The sequence below is a fragment of the Mycobacterium sherrisii genome (assembly GCF_002102355.1).
Classification (GTDB): Bacteria; Actinomycetota; Actinomycetes; order Mycobacteriales; family Mycobacteriaceae; genus Mycobacterium; species Mycobacterium sherrisii.
Genome location: NZ_LQPT01000016.1, coordinates 70,906 through 88,993, shown reverse-complemented (window position 1 = coordinate 88,993; position 18,088 = coordinate 70,906). Strand labels below are relative to the sequence as shown.

At 69.4% G+C, this 18,088-nt stretch carries 16 protein-coding genes; 10 read left to right on the top strand and 6 right to left on the bottom strand.

Features of this window, described 5'->3' with window-relative positions; translation table 11 throughout:
• The first annotated feature begins 49 nt into the window (after positions 1–49).
• A complete protein-coding gene (gene rplQ / locus AWC25_RS01175; RefSeq protein WP_069399141.1) occupies positions 50–634 on the top strand; it encodes a 50S ribosomal protein L17 in 585 nt (194 codons plus the stop codon).
• A complete protein-coding gene (truA, locus tag AWC25_RS01170; RefSeq protein ID WP_069399140.1) occupies positions 612–1,472 on the top strand; it encodes a tRNA pseudouridine(38-40) synthase TruA in 861 nt (286 codons plus the stop codon). Before rplQ ends, truA begins: the two co-directional genes overlap by 23 nt.
• Positions 1,473–1,561: 89 nt before the next feature.
• Here truA and AWC25_RS01165 read toward each other — a convergent pair whose 3' ends face one another.
• The 4 genes from AWC25_RS01165 to AWC25_RS01150 all read right to left on the bottom strand — a co-directional run bounded on the left by AWC25_RS01165 (position 1,562) and on the right by AWC25_RS01150 (position 5,503).
• The gene (locus tag AWC25_RS01165) at positions 1,562–3,196 is read right to left on the bottom strand and encodes a purine-cytosine permease family protein (RefSeq protein ID WP_085166234.1); all 1,635 of its coding nucleotides are present in this window, start codon (positions 3,194–3,196) and stop codon (positions 1,562–1,564) included.
• A 78-nt stretch (positions 3,197–3,274) separates the two neighbouring features.
• A complete protein-coding gene (locus AWC25_RS01160; protein ID WP_084229168.1) occupies positions 3,275–3,916 on the bottom strand; it encodes a cutinase family protein in 642 nt (213 codons plus the stop codon).
• A gap of 84 nt (positions 3,917–4,000) precedes the next feature.
• On the bottom strand, positions 4,001–4,663 hold the full coding sequence (locus AWC25_RS01155) for a cutinase family protein (protein WP_069399137.1): 663 nt from the start codon (positions 4,661–4,663) through the stop codon (positions 4,001–4,003).
• Positions 4,664–4,693: 30 nt separating this feature from the next.
• Positions 4,694–5,503, bottom strand: a complete 810-nt coding sequence (locus AWC25_RS01150) for a cutinase family protein (protein WP_069399194.1) — start codon at positions 5,501–5,503, stop codon at positions 4,694–4,696.
• A gap of 151 nt (positions 5,504–5,654) precedes the next feature.
• Here AWC25_RS01150 and eccB point away from each other — a divergent pair, with 151 nt between their 5' ends.
• A complete protein-coding gene (gene eccB / locus AWC25_RS01145) occupies positions 5,655–7,022 on the top strand; it encodes a type VII secretion protein EccB (RefSeq protein ID WP_069399136.1) in 1,368 nt (455 codons plus the stop codon).
• On the opposite strand, the gene mycP is transcribed toward eccB, so the two are convergent.
• Positions 6,987–8,315 carry a type VII secretion-associated serine protease mycosin gene (gene mycP / locus AWC25_RS01140; RefSeq protein ID WP_085166233.1) on the bottom strand — a complete coding sequence of 443 codons (1,329 nt, stop codon included), beginning with the start codon at positions 8,313–8,315 and terminating at the stop codon, positions 6,987–6,989. The genes eccB and mycP overlap by 36 nt on opposite strands.
• Positions 8,306–9,664, bottom strand: a complete 1,359-nt coding sequence (gene eccD, locus AWC25_RS01135) for a type VII secretion integral membrane protein EccD (RefSeq protein ID WP_069399134.1) — start codon at positions 9,662–9,664, stop codon at positions 8,306–8,308. Before eccD ends, mycP begins: the two co-directional genes overlap by 10 nt.
• A 153-nt stretch (positions 9,665–9,817) precedes the next feature.
• On the opposite strand from eccD, the gene eccCa reads away from it, so the two are divergent.
• From eccCa to glmM, 7 genes are all read left to right on the top strand, one after another.
• On the top strand, positions 9,818–13,489 hold the full coding sequence (gene eccCa / locus AWC25_RS01130; RefSeq protein ID WP_142278651.1) for a type VII secretion protein EccCa: 3,672 nt from the start codon (positions 9,818–9,820) through the stop codon (positions 13,487–13,489).
• Positions 13,486–14,691 (top strand): type VII secretion-associated protein, encoded by a 1,206-nt coding sequence (locus AWC25_RS01125; RefSeq protein WP_069399132.1) that lies wholly within the window; start codon positions 13,486–13,488, stop codon positions 14,689–14,691. The genes eccCa and AWC25_RS01125 overlap by 4 nt, the downstream gene beginning before the upstream one ends.
• A 74-nt stretch (positions 14,692–14,765) precedes the next feature.
• Positions 14,766–15,092 carry a WXG100 family type VII secretion target gene (locus AWC25_RS01120; RefSeq protein WP_069399131.1) on the top strand — a complete coding sequence of 109 codons (327 nt, stop codon included), beginning with the start codon at positions 14,766–14,768 and terminating at the stop codon, positions 15,090–15,092.
• 20 nt (positions 15,093–15,112) lie between these two features.
• Positions 15,113–15,400 carry a WXG100 family type VII secretion target gene (locus AWC25_RS01115; protein WP_142278650.1) on the top strand — a complete coding sequence of 96 codons (288 nt, stop codon included), beginning with the start codon at positions 15,113–15,115 and terminating at the stop codon, positions 15,398–15,400.
• A 241-nt stretch (positions 15,401–15,641) separates the two neighbouring features.
• Positions 15,642–16,085, top strand: a complete 444-nt coding sequence (gene rplM, locus AWC25_RS01110; RefSeq protein WP_069399129.1) for a 50S ribosomal protein L13 — start codon at positions 15,642–15,644, stop codon at positions 16,083–16,085.
• A gap of 41 nt (positions 16,086–16,126) precedes the next feature.
• The gene (rpsI, locus tag AWC25_RS01105) at positions 16,127–16,585 is read left to right on the top strand and encodes a 30S ribosomal protein S9 (RefSeq protein WP_085166246.1); all 459 of its coding nucleotides are present in this window, start codon (positions 16,127–16,129) and stop codon (positions 16,583–16,585) included.
• A gap of 148 nt (positions 16,586–16,733) precedes the next feature.
• A complete protein-coding gene (gene glmM, locus AWC25_RS01100) occupies positions 16,734–18,071 on the top strand; it encodes a phosphoglucosamine mutase (RefSeq protein WP_069399127.1) in 1,338 nt (445 codons plus the stop codon).
• Positions 18,072–18,088 lie beyond the last annotated feature (17 nt).

Sequence of the window (18,088 nt, the reverse complement as noted above, 5' to 3'; positions counted from 1 at the left end):
CCGGCCCTACCTGATACGGGGGTCGGCCGCTAAATAGGAGACAGTCGCAATGCCCAAGCCCACCAAGGGCCCTCGCCTCGGCGGGTCGTCGTCACACCAGAAGGCGCTACTGGCGAACCTGGCCACCTCGTTGTTCGAGCACGGCCGAATCAAGACGACCGAACCCAAGGCGAGGGCATTGCGGCCGTACGCGGAGAAGCTGATCACCCACGCCAAGAAGGGCACGCTGCACAACCGTCGCGAGGTCATGAAGAAGATCCGCGACAAGGATGTGGTGCATACCCTGTTCGCTGAGATCGGGCCGTTCTTCGCCGATCGCGCGGGCGGCTACACCCGCATCATCAAGGTCGAGCCGCGTAAGGGCGACAACGCCCCGATGGCCGTGATCGAGCTGGTGCAGGAGAAGACCGTGACATCGGAGGCCGATCGGGCGCGGCGGGTCAAGGCGTCCAAGAAGACCGCCGACGCGCCGGTCGCCGCCGCGGCCGCTCCGCAGGCCGCGGTCGAGCCGGAGGCGGCCGAGGGCCCGACGGCCGACGAAGCCGTGCCCGCCGACGCCGAGGAGACCGAGACCGGGGCCACGGAGCCGGAGGCGCAGGTCGCCGACGAGGGTGACGAGTCAGACGACAAGTAGCGAAGACGTCCGTCTCAGGCTCGATATCGCCTACGACGGAACCGATTTCGCGGGCTGGGCAACGCAGGCCGGCCAGCGCACCGTCGCCGGTGTTATCGACGACGCGCTGACGACGGTCTTTCGCACGCCGGTCAAGGTGTGGGCCGCCGGGCGCACCGACACCGGAGTGCATGCCACCGGTCAGGTGGCCCATGTCGATGTGCCGGGCACCGCCTTGCCGAACGCCTGCCCGCGCTCGCCGCGGCCCGGTGATCCAGAATTCCTGCCGCTGCTGCGCCGGCTGGGCCGCTTTTTGCCCACGGATGTCCGGGTGTTGGAAATCTGCCGCGCCCCAGCGGGTTTCGATGCCCGGTTCTCGGCGCTGCGGCGCCACTACGAGTACCGGTTGTCGACGGCGCCCTACGGTGTGGAGCCGCACCGGGCACGCTACATCACCGCGTGGCCGCGAGACCTCGACGTCGACGCGATGGACGCCGCCGCACAGGACCTCGTCGGACTGCACGACTTCGCGGCCTTCTGCCGGCATCGGCCCGGGGGTACCACGATTCGCGATTTGCAGCGGCTCCAGTGGTCCCGAGAGGGGCATCTGATCACCGCGCACGTCACCGCCGACGCGTTCTGCTGGCAGATGGTGCGCTCTCTGGTCGGGGCGCTGCTCGCCGTCGGCGAACATCGCCGCACCCGGCAGTGGTGTCGTGAATTGCTCGACGCGCCAGCACGATCCAGTGACTTTGCGGCCGCCCCGGCGCAGGGCTTGACGTTGGTGGGCGTCGACTATCCGCCCGACGACGAGCTGGCGTCGCGCACTTTGGTCACCCGCGACCTGCGCACCCGCTAGCGACCGGCACTGCCGCGATCCGCACTGCCGCGACACTTAAACCTCGCACACGACACGCCGTGGGGCATCGCAATGGCTTAAGTCTCGCGTTAAGGCTGGGCATCCAGCAGGTGTTCGGCGCGCTTGTCGGTGGACACGCACAGCGAACAGACGTGGGCGCCGTGGGTGGGACAGGTCAGCATGTCAGGGCGCTCGAACGTGTGATTGCAGACGTGGCAAAGTAATTCGTCGGCGGAGGGGTTGCCGTGCTCGTCGTACATGGGTAGTTCGATGCCGTCGTGGGTGCGCCGCAGATAGTACTTACCCTGGGTCGCGATCGCGAGGACGGGCGGCATCACCAGCGCGACGACGATGGCCACCAGCGGCGAGTAGGGCCGCAACGGCTCGCCCAGGGCGCCGAAAAACGCCAGGATCGACAGGCCGGCGGCCAACAGCATCGAGCCGAAGCCTACCGGGTTGATCGCGTACAACATGCCGCGCCGGAATTCCGGCGCCTTGGGTGACAACCCCAGCAGGTACTTGTTGAACACGATGTCGGAGGCCACCGACACTACCCACGCCATGCCGCAGTTGGCGTAGAAACCCAGGATGGTGTTGAGGAAGTCAAACATGTTGGCTTCCATCAGGATCAACGCAATCGTCAGGTTGACGGCGAGGAAGACAACGCGTCCCGGGTAGGTCTTGGTGACACGGGTGAACGAATTCGTCCAGGCCAGTGAACCGGAATAGGCGTTGGTCACATTGATTTTCACCTGGCTGAGCACCACCAGGACCACGGCGAGCGTCAGCGCGAGCCAACCCGGCATGAAGTTGGCGTAGATCTCCTTGAATTGATGCACCGGCTGATTGACGATCGACAGCGAACCGGCCAGGTGAAAGATCAAGTACACGGCCAAAAACAGCCCGACGATCTGTTTGATCGCGCCGAAGATCACCCAGCCGGGGCCGGCCAGCAGCAGCCAGGTCCACCAGCTGCGCGCGTTCTGCGGCGTGCGGGGCGGCATGAACCGCAAATAGTCGATCTGCTCGGCGATCTGGGCGATCAGCGACAGGCACACCCCCGCGGCCATCAGTGCCGGGCCGACCTGCACGCCGCCGTGGCCCTGTTTGCCGGTGTAGGAGAAGAACTCGCCGACCGATTCGGGATGGCTGGTCACCAGATAGATGAACGGCGCGACCATCAGCAGCAGCCACAGCGGGGTGGTCCAAAGCTGAAGCTGGGACAGCACTTTCATGCCGTAGATCACCAGCGGAAAAATGATGAGCGTGGAGCAGGCGTAACCGAGCCACAACGGGATGTGCAGGCCCAGCCGCAGACCCTGCGCCATGATTGAACCCTCGAGCGCGAAGAAGATGAACGTGAACGTCGCAAAGATCACGTTGGTCACCACCGAGCCGTAGTAGCCGAAACCGCTGCCCCGGGTGATCAGGTCCAGGTCGATGTTGTAGCGCGCGGCGTAGTAGGCCACCGGCAGCCCGGTCGTGACGATGACCGCGGCGAAGATTCCAATGCCGCACAGCGCGTTGGCGGTTCCGTAGCTGATGCCGAGGTTGGCGCCGATCGCGAAGTCGGCCAAATATGCGATGCCGCCGAGTGCGGAGATCCCCACCACCGCGGTGGACCATCGCCGGTAACTACGGGGAGCAAAGCGCAGGGTGTAATCTTCGAGCGTTTCCCGGGCGGCCGGCGATTTGTCGACGTCGGTCCCGACGGTAGTCGTCACCTATAAAGTGTCCGGTGGCGCCGGGAACCCCGCCACTCGGGGAACCTGGGAATTGCCTGTGCGCGAGTGGATTCCGGCCTAGAGTTTGCTGGCCGCGAAGGCGGCGGCCTGATCCACCAACCCGGAGTCGATGTAGGACGGCTGCAGATGCGAGGCCCACACCGCCTTGCCGGTGCCCGAACAGATCGGGTCGCCCGGCGCGCACTCCTCGATCGTCTTTCCGGCGAAGGCGGGACTGAAGCTGGGAACCGGGCCCAGCACGCGCTGGGTGCCGTTGCCGAACAGCGCGACCGCCGCGACGTGTTGGTCCACCCCAGGCGGCAGCGGATTCTTGAACCCGAAGGACGGCTGGGTGACCGCGACTACCAGGTCGGCGGCCACGGCTCCCAGCGAATAGCCGCCCAGCACCTCACGGGTGTCCGGGCAATGCTTCGCCATGTATTGCACGTGGGCGCTCATGTCGTTGGCGCCCTTGGCCGGATCGACATCGGCGGGGTAGTTGACCCCGTACACGCCCAGCGGCAGCTGCGTCTTGCTGCGCAGTGAGTTCGCGAAGGCGTCCCCGACCAGGCCGGCGCCGGGCGGTTCTTCGCGGCCGCGAGCGAACACCACCTCGGCGCCCGGACACGCCGGTTTCGCCGATGCCACCGGAATCGAGACGACCGCGGAACCGATGATCAACGCGGCGAGCAAGGCCTTACCGTACGGACTAACCCCCATGAGCCGATGGTACGCATCTTCCCGGAACATTAGTGAACGGCTGTGACCACTCCGCGACGCCAGTGTGACCGAACGGTTGCGCGGCTAAATCTTGCCGGCGACGAAATGTGCTGCCTGATTGGTCAATCCGGGAACGTAGCTCAGGTGGGCCTGCCAGGAGTTGCCGGCCGAGCAGATCGGGTCGCCGCGGTTGCACAGGTCAATGATCTTGCCGCCGAAACCGGGGCTGATCGCACTCATCAGACCGCCGGCCCGTCCCGACGGGTTCCCGAACAGGGCGACCGCGGCGACGTGATCGGCGGCCGAGGCCGGCAGCGGCTGACGGAAGCCCAGGGCGGAAATCGGTGCGGCGGTGACGATGTCGACGACGGCGGCGCCCTGGGAGTAGCCACCGAGCACCAGCTTGGTGCCGGGGCAGTCGCCGGCCATGTGCTGGACATGAGCGCTGGCGTCGTTCGCCCCGTCCGCGGCGGCCAGGAAGTCGTCGTCGGCGGGGTAGTTGACCCCGTAGGCCCCCACGCTGCGGCGCGTCTGGCGGCGCAGGGCGTCGATGAAGGCCCCACCGACCTTCCCCACCCCGGGCGGTTCATTGGTGCCGCGGGCAAACACCACCTCGACGCCCGGGCAAGCCGCCACGGCGCGCGGGATGGCCGGGGCGCCGAACAGCATCGCGGCCGCCGCGAGCACTGCGGCAGCCGCCAAAAGGGAAAAGTTATGCGCCCGTGATCTTTTCACGGCATGGCTCATGCCGCGATGGTACGGGTTATCGATGGTGGACTAGTGAACGGCGGCAACCACGTCGGTCTGCGGTCCGCTCGGACCGGGGACCGACGGCGCGGGTGTGGGGGGGACGTAGCTCGGCGTCAGCGGACCGGGTGACTGCGGATTCTGCAACACGGGGCCGGGCGCTTGGCCGGGGCTCGGCGAGCCGTAGCCGGGAGCCTGCGGTCCGCTCCCGGGCACCGACTGTCCGGTGCCGAGCAGTCGGGCGGCGACGAACGCGGCGGCCTGGGTGGTGTAGACGGGGACGTAGCCCTCGGTGTGCCCGCTCCACTCGTTGCCGGGACCGGCGTGGCAGATCGGGTCGTTGGGGTTGCACAGGTCGATGGCCTTGGAGCCCAGCAGCGCGCTCTGGCTGGGCAGGGTGCCGCCCGCGCGGTCGGCCACGTCACCGAAGGTGGCGACCGCGGCGATGTTGTTGGCATACTGCGCGGGCAAACTGTTGCCCCAGGTGATGCCGCCGATCGGGACACCGGCCACGATGTCCATCACCGAGGCGCCCTGCGAGTAGCCGCCCAGCACGATCTTGGTGTTGGGGCACGTTTCGACGCTCTTCTTGACGCGGTCGATGGTGTCGTTGGCGCCGTCTCCGCCATGCAGCTGCAGCTTGCTGGCGGCATAGTTCACGCCGTAAGGCAGGATGTTCAGCCCGGTCTGCTGGCGCAGCGAGTCGACGAACGCGTCACCGACCCGGCCCAGACCGGGTGGCTCGTTGGTGCCACGGGCAAAGATGACCTCGACGTCGGGGCAGTCGAAGGCGTGCGCGACCGGGGACGCACTCGGCGTGGCGAGCAGGCCCGCGGCCATGACCAGGGCGGCGGCGCCGCCAGCCAGGGTGCGGGGACAAATCACCCGCCAATGCTACCCAAATTGTGACCTGGCCAAACCTGCGCGCTGTGGATAACCGGCGACGCGCCCGTCGCCGTGCGCTTTAGCGTGGCGAATCGGAGGGAGGTCAGTGACCCACCAGCCGACGACCTGGGCGCACGTCAGCGGATATCGCTTTCTGCTACGACGGCTCGAACGCGCGCTGCACGACGGGCGGACGGGTGCGTCCGGCGACCCGCTGCGGGCACGTGCGGCTCCGCTGACGCTCGGCGGCATCCTCGCGCTCATCGCGGCGGCGGGTTGCACATTGCTCGGCATAGTGCAGCCCGAACCGCGGCTCGATGGGGCCCCGATCGTGATGGGCCATCACACCGGAGCGCTGTACGTGCGAGTCGGTGACACCTGGCACCCGGTGCTGAACCTGGCGTCGGCAAGGTTGATCGCCCAGACCGACGCCGACCCGCTGCCGGTGCCCGAGTCCGCAATCCGACATACCAAACGCGGTCCGATGCTGGGAATTCCGGGTGCGCCCGCGCTGCTTGGGGCGCCGCTGTCGGGCGACGATGCCGACTGGGCGATCTGCGACAGCGGCGGTGTCACGACGGTCGTGGTCGGGCCGGCCGGGAAAGCGGCGGGCCGGCCGCTGGCCCGGGATGAGGCCCTGCTGGTCAGGGCGGTCGCGGGCCCGCCCGCCTACCTCCTCTACCAGGGACAGCGGGCCGTGGTGGATCTCGCGGATACCGCGGTGGTGCGCGCCTTGCGGCTCGAGGGGCGAGTGCCGATCACCGTCGCGCAGGCCCTGCTGAACGCGGTGCCGGAGGCTGCGCCGATCACCACGCCCCGCATTCGGAACGCGGGCAGTCGGGCGGCGAGTCTGCCCGGGTTCCCGGTCGGCAGTGTGTTGCGCGTCGGGCGCGGTGACGGCGACGAGTATTACGCCGTGCTGGGCATCGGGGTGCAGCGGGTCGGCCGGGTCGCCGCGGATCTGCTGCGCTTCGGCGACTCGCGGGGCAGCGCGGAGATCGCGCGGGTGCCACCGGATGCGATCCGCGGCGCGCAGATCGTGAACACGCTGCCGGTGGCGACGTTCCCGGACCGGGCGCCCCAGGTCGTCGACGCCGGCCTGGGCGGCGCCGGTTTCACCGTGTGCGTCGGGACCCGCGTGTTCGTCGTCGGCACCGGCCTGCCGCTGCCGCCCGGCCAGGCGCCGGTGACACTGGCGCAGGCCGACGGCACGGGACCGGCCCTCGACGCTGTCTTTCTGCCGCCCGGCCGGACCGCCTACGTCCGCGGCAGCGGGGCCGTCGCGACCCGATACCTGGTCACCGACACCGGTGCCCGGTTCGCGGTGCCCGACGACGACGCGGCGCGCGATCTCGGCCTGCCGGCGCAGGCCGCCGTGGTGCCCTGGCCGATGCTGGCCGTGTTGCCCGGAGGCCCGGAACTGAGCCGAGCGAACGCCTCAGTCGGCCGCGACGTGCTCGCGGGCTTGCGGTGAGCCCAGCCGGCGTCTGGCCGCCCCGAAGATCACCACGCACAGCGCGGCGACCACACACAGTGCCGTGCCGCGCAGCGCGGTGTCCCGGGACCGCAGGTCGGCCGGCCTCGATCCGGTCTGGGGCGGCGCGGCGGCCGGTGCCCGGACCGGGGGTGGTTTCGCGATGTTGCCGGGCGAACCCGAATCGGAGCTCACGGCGGCGAGGACGTCGACGGCGCCGTTGCCCACCAACGGATTCCATCCCGCGGGCGGATGATGTGCGGTCGCCTCGATGCGCTGCATCACCTGCCGTGCCGTCAAGGCGGGAAACCGGGCGCGGATCAGCGCGGCCAGCCCGCTGACGACCGGTGCGGCGTAACTGGTCCCCGACAGCGGCGTGGACGTCAGCGAAGTGACCGCCTCGCCGATTGCGGCGACGTCGACCCACGGGCCCGCCAGGCTGAAGGCCGACGGTGTTCCGTCGGCGCGCACCGAGCCGACGGTCAGCACGTAGTCGTCGTACCAGGCCGGACTGACCGCGACCGAGCTGGTCTGCCAGTTCGCGTCGGGGCGCTGCGGCGGACATTGCCCGGTGCTGCCGGTATTTCCCGCTGCCGCAACGATAACCGCGTTCTTGATGTCGACCGCGTACGCCAGCGCCGCGCCCAGGGCACGGTCGTCCAGCGCGGACGTCGCCGGCACACACGCCACCGACGAGATGTTGATCACCGATGCGCCGAGGTCGGCGGCGGTGCGGACCGCGCTCGCCATGGTGTTCACGTCGCCAATCCCGGCGTGGGAGGCATCGCCTGCCGGAGCGAATTTCGCGCTGGACTGCCGGATGCTGATCAATGTGACGTCGGGCGCTATACCGGCGGCATCTCCTGCCTCGGAACCGGTTGTCGCGGCGATGATTCCGGCGACCAGAGTTCCGTGGGCATCACAATCCTGGGTGCCGTCGCCGGTGAACACGTAGTCGCCACCGGGCACCACGTCGGGCAGCCGGGGATGTTTCGAAACGCCGGTGTCGATGACCGCGACGCGTTGGCCCGCCCCGCGGGTCAGCTGCCAGACGCGGGGCAGGTCGAGATTCGCGAACTGCTTGGGGCCCGGGCTCGGCGGGCCGATCAGCATCGCGCACACCTTGCGCTGCACCGTCGGCCGCGGCGGCGCGGGCCGGGCCGGTTTGGGCAACATCCGGTCATCGATCTCCGGGGGCGAAACCGCTTGGGCCGAAGGCATTCCCAGGGGCGACCAGACAGCGAGCGCCAATGCCGACACCAACCGGACGACGACCGAGGCGGTCAACCCCATTGCAGCTGCAGGCCCCGCGCGGTGTCGTAGCACCCGCAGATCCAACAGGCCAGGGGCACCATCGCGATTAGCAGCACGCACTCGACCAGCTCGACCGCCTTACGCGCCAGGGCAGGGATCGGGCGGTGCGGCGCGACGAACCCGACGCAGCACGCCGCGGCCACCAACACCGCCGTCGCCGCAACAACCCACGGGCCGTGCCGGGATAGACGAATCATGGTGCACACGAATGTCGTTGCAATTGTGACCGCCGCACCGACCGCGCAGACCACCGCGCCTCGGCCGCTGGCGAAGCCGGCGCGCAGCAGCAGTAGCACCCCGGCCGCGGCGGCCAGCGCGAGACAGCTGGGCCGTGGCGCGCCGGCCAGCACGGTGACCACGGCGCCGAGCGCCGTCGCCGCCGAGAACGCGGCCCGCAGGCCGACCGACCACGTGTCGGCCCGCCGCACCGCGGCTCTCAATGCGGCGTCCGCACCAGCGGCACGGTGTGGTGACAAACCGCTCAGAACGATCGCCGCGCGGCCCGCGGCGGCAAGCAGGCCCAGCGACGTCGTCGTGGCGGCGGCGCCCATCGCAAACACCGGGGCGCCGGTGACGACACCGCCGAACGCAGCGGCGGCAACGACTGCCGAAAAGCATGACACCGCGGTCAACGTGGCAACTCCGCCCGCGACGACGCGGGTCGTCAGAATCGCCGCGACCATGCCCGCCGTCGCCGCCAATAACACGTTGGGGGCGCCCGGGGCGCCGGGCACGCCGAGAAACCCGGCCGTCGCGGCGAACGCGATCCCGATCAGGCTCAACGTGAGACCGGCCAGCGCGTCCCGGTATGCGCGCCACGCCAGCACCGCGGCGGCGACGGCGATAACGGCGACCAACACCGCAGCCACCGCGGTCCAGTCGTGGGAGCCGAAACTGCTGTCGCTGTATCGGTTTTGCACAAGTGCCAGGATCCCGGCACCGGCGATGCCACCGCCGGACAGTGCCACAGTGCGCCGCATCGCCAAGGACGGCGCCGATACCCCGTCGTGCAGCAGCTCCGCGACCGCGTCGGCGATATCGTGGTAACGCACCGTGGGCTGCGGCGGGTCGGATGCGGTCAGGACCAAGACGTCGCCGTCCCGAATCCCGTTCTGCGCCAACGTTGTCGATGATTCCAGTGCCGCGCCACCGGGCAGGGTCAGCCGATCGCACCGAGCGGAAAGGTCGTGGACACCCCGCGCCGTCAGGATGTCGACGATCGGCGGGACCAGGGCGGCAATCGGCATCGCCGAAGGCAGGGCGACGTCGACGACGGCGGTTCCGGCCTGCACGCAGACACGGCGCAGTCCCGGATCGGATACGGACATCTCAACCCTTCCAGATGCGGATGCCGGTGAAACTAGCGCGAATCCGGGTTGCCCGTTTTCGGTTGTGCACAGGTGAATTGCGGTCGATTCGGGTGCTGTCTACCGTCGTCGCGCAGTAGGAGGCCAGCGATGACTCAGGGTTTCGCGCCGACAATGCGGCAGCCGCCGGCGGCTCCGACCGACGACGTCGTCATCGCCGCGCCGCCGGACCTGTCCAACCTGCCCGGACGCAGGCTGATCGTACGGCTGCTGCCGGTCGGCATGTCCGTCGTGGCGCTCGCGGTCGTGGCGGTGAGCGTCGTTTCCGGCTCCACCGCCGCCCGCACCCCCGCGTTCCTGGTCTTCCCGCTGATGATGCTTGTGTCGATGGTGCTGACCGCGATCAGTCAGCCTGGACACCGGCAACGTGGCCGGCTGGATGGGCAACGCCACGAGTATCTGGAATACCTGAGCGAACTTCGTGCGAGGGTGACTGACACCGCGGCGGCGCAACGTGAATCACTGCGGCGGGACCATCCGGATCCGGCCCGGCTATGGACGCTGATCGGCGGCCCGCGGATGTGGGAAAGGCACGCGGGCGACCCCGATTTCGCGGTGGTTCGCGTCGGCGTGGGCCCCTGTCCGCTCTCGACTCGGCTGATCGGACCGGAGATTCAGCCGGGACAGCGGGCAGATCCGGTGACCGTCGCCGCCGCGCGCCGCTTCGTGGACAGTTACGCGACGGTCGAGCAGGCGCCCATCACCATCGACCTGACCGCGAACGAGTACCTGACGATCGTTGGGGACCCGGCACAAGCACGCGGATTGCTGCGCGCGATGCTGTGCCAGCTGGCGGTGCTGCACCGCCCGGACCAACTGTGGATCGTCGGTGTGGTCGAGCCGGGGCGCCGCCAGTATTGGGATTGGTTGAAGTGGTTGCCGCACAATGCTCACCCGGTCGCGCGCGATGCGGTCGGGGCACTCCGCATGGTCTACCCGAATGCCACCGAGGCGCACCGCGAGCTGGCCGACGTCGCGCCGCCGGCACGCACAGTGATGATCCACGACGCCGAGGACAGCGTCGATCATGGTGCGGCCGAGGCACTCTCGAACACGACCATCCTCCGACTGCGGCCGGGCCGCGACCGGTCGCCGGTGACGATCGAGCCCCCCGGCTTGCCGGCCACCGTGCCCGACGCGATGGAACCGCTGGACACGCTGGTATGCGCCCGGCGGCTGGCCGCCTGCGGGGTGGACGCCGGAGCCCTCCGTGCCGGACGGGCTGGCTGGTTGGAGCTGACCGGCATCGACGACATCGCTCGGTTCGACCCCCATTCCCGGTGGGACCGGCACGATCGATGCGGCGCGCTGCGTGCACCGCTGGGATACACGGTCGACGGCGCGCCCCTCGACCTGGACATCAAGGAGGCCGCCGAGAACGGCATGGGGCCCCATGGTCTCTGCGTCGGCGCCACCGGGTCGGGCAAGTCTGAGCTGCTGCGCACGGTCGCACTGGGCATGATGGCTCGCAATTCGCCATCGGTGCTCAATCTGCTGCTGGTCGACTTCAAGGGCGGCGCAACGTTTCTCGATCTCGCGGCGGCCCCTCACGTCGCCGCGGTGATCACCAATCTCTCGGAAGACGCACCGCTGGTCGCCCGGATGCGCGACGCACTCGCCGGGGAGATCAACCGTCGACAACAGCTGCTGCGCACGGCGGGGTGTGCCAGCAAGGCGGCATACGACCTGACCCGCCGCACCCACCCGGCACGGCCCCCCTTGCCGGCGCTGTTCATCGTCGTCGACGAGTTCTCCGAATTATTGAGCCAGCACCCGGATTTCGCCGACACGTTCGTCGCGATCGGTCGACTCGGCCGGTCGTTGGGCATGCATTTGTTGCTGGCCAGCCAGCGCCTCGACGAGGGCCGGTTGCGGGGACTGGAAGCCCACCTGTCGTATCGGGTGTGCTTGAAAACCCTGTCGGCCGGCGAATCCCGAATCGTGCTGGGCACCACCGATGCGTACCAGTTGCCGAACACGCCGGGCGTCGGACTGTTGCGGGTGGGTAGCGGTGAGTTGATCGGCTTCCACACCGCGTTCGTGTCTGGACCCGCGCAACCGGACCCGCCTGCGCCGGTCGCCTCTTCCGGGGATGCGCCGGCATCGGTGCGGCTGTTCACCACGGAGGCGCTCGGCCCGGTGACGCGTGCCGGCGAAGAGGACGCGCCGGGACCCAGCGTGCTGCGCGGGGTGCTGGATCGGCTGGCCGGGCACGGGCCACGCGCCCACCAAGTTTGGCTCCCGCCGCTGGGTTCGGCGCCGCCGCTGCAACCCCTGCTGGGCGACGCTGGTGCGCTGCGAGTGCCCATCGGCATCATCGACCGACCGTTCGACCAATCCCGAGCACCGCTGACGGTGGACCTGTCCGGCGCCGGCGGCAATGCCGCGGTCGTCGGCGCGCCGCGATCCGGCAAATCGACCGCGGTGCGGACCCTGATCACCGCGCTGGCCGCCACCCACGAGCCGGATCAGGTGCAGTTCTATTGCCTGGACTTCGGCGGCGGCATGCTGACGGCGCTGCGCGGCCTGCCGCACGTCGGGGCCGTCGCCGGCCGGGCCGAACCCCAGCTCGCCGTGCGCATGATCGCCGAACTCGCATCCCTCGTGCGCGGCCGCGAGGCGTCACATCTCGCGTCCGGTGCCGGCGGCCGAACTCGGGCCGGCCACGTCTTTCTCGTGATTGACGGCTGGGCAGGGCTGCGCCATGAGTTTCCGGACCTCGAAGAACCCATCACTGCCCTTGCCGGTCAAGGTCTTTCGTTCGGTGTGCACGTGGTGCTCTCGGCCCTGCGCTGGGCCGAGATCAGGCCGTCGCTGAAAGATCGGCTTGGCACCCGCATCGAATTGCGGCTCGGCGATCCCGCCGATTCGGAGATCGACCGCAGGCGGGCACACGAGGTGCCCCGCGACCGACCGGGCCGGGGCCTCTCCCGCGACGGGCTGCACATGGTCGTCTGCCCGCCGATCGAGGTGAGCGCGTTCGCGCCCCGCGCCGACGGTCTGGCGGCACCGCCCATACCGCTGCTGCCCACCCACCTCGAGCACGACGCCGTCATACGGCGCGCGGACGCGGCTACCCGGCCGCCCGACAAGGCCCACATCCTGCTCGGTGTGGAAGAGCGCCGACTGCGGCCCATCGCAATCGATTTCGAGCGGAACTCGCACCTGGTGATTCTCGGACAGAACGAATGCGGAAAGACCGCGACGCTGCGGACCGTGTGCCGCGAGATCGTTCGCACCACGACGCCGCAACAGGCGCGGCTGTGCATCGTCGACTATCGGCGCAGCCTGCTCGGCGTGGTCGAGTCGCAACATCTCGACGGCTACGCGATGTCACCGGCCGCGCTGCGGGCGCTGCTGCCCGGCTTGCTCGACACATTGCAGCGGCGGATGCCGCCGGAAGAGGTCAGCCCGGCGCAGCTGCGCGCGCGGTCCTGGTGGTCCGGTCCGGATGTTTACCTCGTGGTCGACGACTACGACCTGGTCGCCGCGGCGACGGGGAATCCGCTGCTACCCCTGCTCGAATACCTGCCGCACGCACGGGATCTCGGGCTGCACGTGATCGTGGCACGGCGCAGCGAGGGTGCGGCACGCGGACTGTTCGAGCCGTTGTTGGCGGGTCTGCTCGAATTCGGTTGCGTGGGATTGATGATGAGCGCGGGTCCCGACGACGGGACGCTGTTGGGTTCGAGGAGACCGGTGCGCCTGCCCGCCGGACGTGCCGTGCTGGTTGGTCGCGGCGGCGACCAACAGGCATTGCAGGTGGGCTGGACCCCGGCGCCGTGAGCGGGCACCGCACCATGATCGCGACCGGCCCCGGGACCGTTCGCCGATTATGTTGTGGCCCAACCACAACCCTGGATCGTGGCGATATTGCGATGGCTGCGCTCGACGACCGGTGGGCCTCGGTGCACGGGCGTGTGGTGCCCGCCGATGCCCTGTGGCGTTCCGTGCTGCAGTCACTGCGCTGCGGGGACACCGGGGCGCTGCTGCTGTACCCGTCGTGGTGGCCGTCGCCGCGCATCGATATGGTGGCGGCGGCCGCGACGGTCCTGGACGACGTCGAGCTGCGTCCCCGATCGTGGTTGCTCGAGCGGGCAGCCAGTGCGGGGCACACGGCGGTGGTGGAGATCGCCGAACGGTTGGTCGCGATCGCCGGCGGCGCCGTACCGAGAATTGGTGCGCCCTGTGCGGTCGCGGACGAGGTCATCGAACGAATCGACGAAATAGGCTGCCGCACAGCAACAATCGTGATCGACGTGCCCAGTGCTGTGTGCGGTGCGCCGGCGCTTGCGGCAATGATCGGTGACCGGGTGCGTCGATGCGGCGGCACGACGATCGAAATCGACGACGCCCGGTTGGCCCGCCTGGCGTCGTCGGCGAGCCGCTCGACCGCGGCCTTGTCGCCCTCCCCGCCCTTCGCCGTCGAGAAGACCGACGACACCCGGCCGCGCCATCGGCGCCCGGGCCGGCTGGCCGCGGCGGGGGTGGTGCTGGCCGCGACCGGGCCGGCGCTGGCCACCCTGGCGGACGGCGGTGTGACCACCGGGGTTGCGCCGGCGCCGGCCGTCCTGGTGGAGGGCCGGGTGGCGGTCAGCGTGCCCGGCGATTGGCTGGTGCGGCGCGTGGTCGCGGGTCCGGGCTCGGCGCGAGTGCAGGTCACGTCCCCGTCGGATCCCGAGGCGGCGCTGCACATCACCCAATCGGCGATCGCCGACGACACCCAATCGGCGGTCGCCGAGCAGCTGCGGCGCGCGATCGACGCGGAGCCCCGCGGGGTGTTCGTGGACTTCGACCCCGACGGGGTTAGCGCCGGGCGGCCGGCGGTGCGGTACCGAGAGGTGCGCCCCAGCCACCACGTGCGGTGGACGGTGTTGGTCGATGGCCCGCTGCGAATCAGCATCGGCTGCCAGAGCAGGCCCGGCGGCGAGCGGGCCGTCGGCGCGGCATGTGAGCAGGCGGTGCGCACCGCCCACGCCGTCGAATGAGGTGGATCGAAAAATGGTGGGAACCGATCGGCGCCGGGCGAGGTCGTACTGGGTGTCAGCAGAAAGGGGAAAGGGTGGCTACACCGCCGGGCACCAACGCGCTGAGCGCCGACTTCGACTTGATGCGCTCGGTCGCGAGTACGACGGACGCTCGTAACGAGGAGATCCGGGCGATGTTGCAGGCCTTCATCGGCCGGATGAACAGTGTGCCGCCGTCGGTCTGGGGTGGCCTCGCCGCCGCGCGGTTCCGGGACGTGGTGGATCGCTGGAACGCGGAGTCGCTTCGGTTGTACCGGGTGCTGCACACGATCGCCGAGACGATTCGGCACAACGAGGCCGTGCTACAGGAGGCGGGTCACAACCATGCCCAGCACATCGCCGCCGCCGGCGGGAATCTGTGAGGAGCGCTGCGGTGGATCCCATGCTTTCGTACAACTTCGGCGAAATCGAGCACTCGGTGCGCCAGGAGATTCACACCACGTCCGCGCGGTTCAACGCCGCGCTGGACGAACTGAGATCACAGATCGCCCCACTTCAGCAGCTCTGGACCCGCGAAGCGGCGGCCGCCTACCAGGCCGAACAGCTGCAATGGCACCAGGCGGCCACCGCGTTGAACGAGATACTGGCGGACCTGGGCAACGCCGTGCGCGACGGTGCGCAAGAGGTGGCCGACGCCGACCGCAGGGCGGCGGGCCTCTGGGCGAGATAGCCCGACCATGAGCAACTGTGTGGTCCCGGCGGAAAGGAGAGCCGTCGGGACCACACAGTGATTTTGACCTGCGGGGATCTGGGTCGGTAAGCTGCTCCGTTGGCGTGCGGTGCGCCGGGGACTCGGGTCAACGTCGGTCGCCGAGACCAAACCCCAACCGTGTATGCCTGACCGGCACCCGGGCTCGAACCGGGATCCGACCCCGAGCTGAACGGCTCGCAAAGAGAAAGTGGTAAGCGCTGTGCCCACCTACGCGCCCAAGGCGGGTGACACCACGCGGTCGTGGTACGTCATCGACGCCACGGACGTAGTGCTTGGCCGTCTTGCCGTCGCGGCAGCCACCCTGCTGCGCGGTAAGCACAAGCCCACGTTCGCCCCCAACGTCGATGGCGGCGACTACGTCATCGTCATCAACGCCGACAAGGTCGCCCTGTCCGGCGACAAACTGCAGAGCAAGCTTGCCTACAGCCACTCGGGGTACCCCGGCGGTCTGCGCAAGCGCACGATCGGTGAGCTGTTGGACAAGCACCCCACCCGCGTGGTCGAGAACGCGATCGTCGGCATGCTCCCGCACAACAAGCTGAGCCGTCAGATCCAGCGCAAACTGCACGTCTACGCCGGCCCGCAGCACCCGCACGCGGCGCAGCAGCCGGTCCCGTACGAGATCAAGCAGGTGGCCCAGTGACCGAACCCACTCTGGAAAACGCAGACGAAACCGGTGCGGACGTGACCGAGGAGACCCCGGCCGAGACGGCGCTCGAAACCCCGGCGGCCCAGCCCAGTGCCCCGATCGTGCTCGATCGGCCCATCCAGACCGTCGGCCGCCGCAAGGAGGCCGTGGTGCGGGTGCGCCTGGTGCCCGGCACTGGCAAGTTCAACCTCAACGGCCGCAGCCTGGAGGACTACTTCCCGAACAAGGTGCACCAGCAGCTGATCAAGGCCCCGCTGGTGACCGTCGACCGGGTGGAGACCTTCGACGTCTACGCGCTGCTGCACGGCGGTGGCCCGTCGGGTCAGGCCGGCGCGCTGCGGCTGGGCATCGCCCGGGCGCTGATCCTGGCCCAGCCCGAGGACCGGCCCCCGCTGAAGAAGGCCGGCTTCCTCACCCGTGACCCGCGTGCCACCGAGCGCAAGAAGTACGGCCTCAAGAAGGCCCGCAAGGCACCTCAGTACAGCAAGCGCTGATCCGGCGATCACTTTCTGGCCGCGACCGCGTCTCGTTGTGCGTCATTTGTGCGCCGTTCTCGGCGTGTCGTCGCGCCAACGTGCGCGGTTGCGGTCACAACAGTAGATGCGCTTTGTGCGCATGACGTCACTGTGAGAGGTTTGTTCGATGGGTCGACTATTCGGCACCGACGGTGTACGCGGAGTCGCCAATCGCGAACTGACCGCTGAACTGGCACTTTCGCTGGGCGTCGCCGCCGCGCGGCGCCTGGCCGCGCCGGGAAAGCCCGGGCGCCATGTCGCCGTCATCGGCCGCGATCCACGGGCCAGTGGCGAGATGCTGGAGGCCGCGGTGATCGCCGGCGTGCTGAGCCAGGGGGTCGACGCGTTGCGGGTGGGGATCCTGCCCACTCCGGCGGTGGCCTACCTGACCGGCGCCTATGACGCCGACTTCGGCGTGATGATCTCCGCCTCGCACAATCCGATGCCCGACAACGGCATCAAGGTCTTCGGCCCGGGCGGCCGCAAGCTCGACGACGACACCGAAGACCAGATCGAGCAGCTGGTCGCCGCCGGTCCGGGGCTGCGCCCGGTCGGCGCCGGACTGGGCCGGGTGCTGGACGCCGAAGACGCCGCGGACCGCTACCTGCGCCACGTCGGCAAGGCCAGCACGCGGCCCCTCGACGGCCTGACCGTCGTCGTCGACTGCGCGCACGGCGCGGCTTTCTCGGCCGCACCCCGCGCGTACCGCGCCGCCGGCGCCCGGGTCATCGCGATCAACGCCGAGCCCAACGGGCTCAACATCAACGACCGCTGCGGCTCCACCCACCTGGATTCGCTGCGCGCCGCGGTGCTGGCGCACGGCGCCGACTTGGGCCTGGCGCACGACGGGGACGCCGACCGCTGCTTGGCGCTGGACGCCAAGGGCGAGCTGGTCGACGGCGACGCCATCATGGTGGTGCTCGCGCTGGCGATGCAGGAGTCCGGCGAACTGACGTCCAACACCCTGGTCACCACCGTGATGAGCAACCTCGGGCTGCATCAGGCCATGCGCTCGGCGGGCGTCACCGTCCGCACCACCGGCGTGGGTGACCGCTACGTCCTAGAGGAGCTGCGCTCCGGCGACTACAGCCTGGGCGGCGAGCAATCCGGTCACATCGTGATGCCCGCCCTGGGTTGCACCGGCGACGGCATCGTCACCGGGCTGCGGCTGATGACGCGGATGGTGCAGACGGGCCTGCCGCTGGCCGACCTCGCCTCAAAGATGAAGTCGTTCCCGCAGGTGTTGATCAACGTCGAGGTGGCCGACAAGGCCGCCGCGGCGACTGCACCCGCGGTGCGCAGCGCGGTCGACGAGGCCGAGGCCGAACTCGGCGATACCGGACGAATCCTGTTGCGTCCCTCCGGAACCGAACCGATGATCCGGGTCATGGTGGAGGCGCCCGAAGAAGACACCGCGCAACGGTTGGCCAGCCGCGTGGCCGCGGCCGTCAGCGCGCAGGGCTAAGTCTTTTTCCGCCGGAA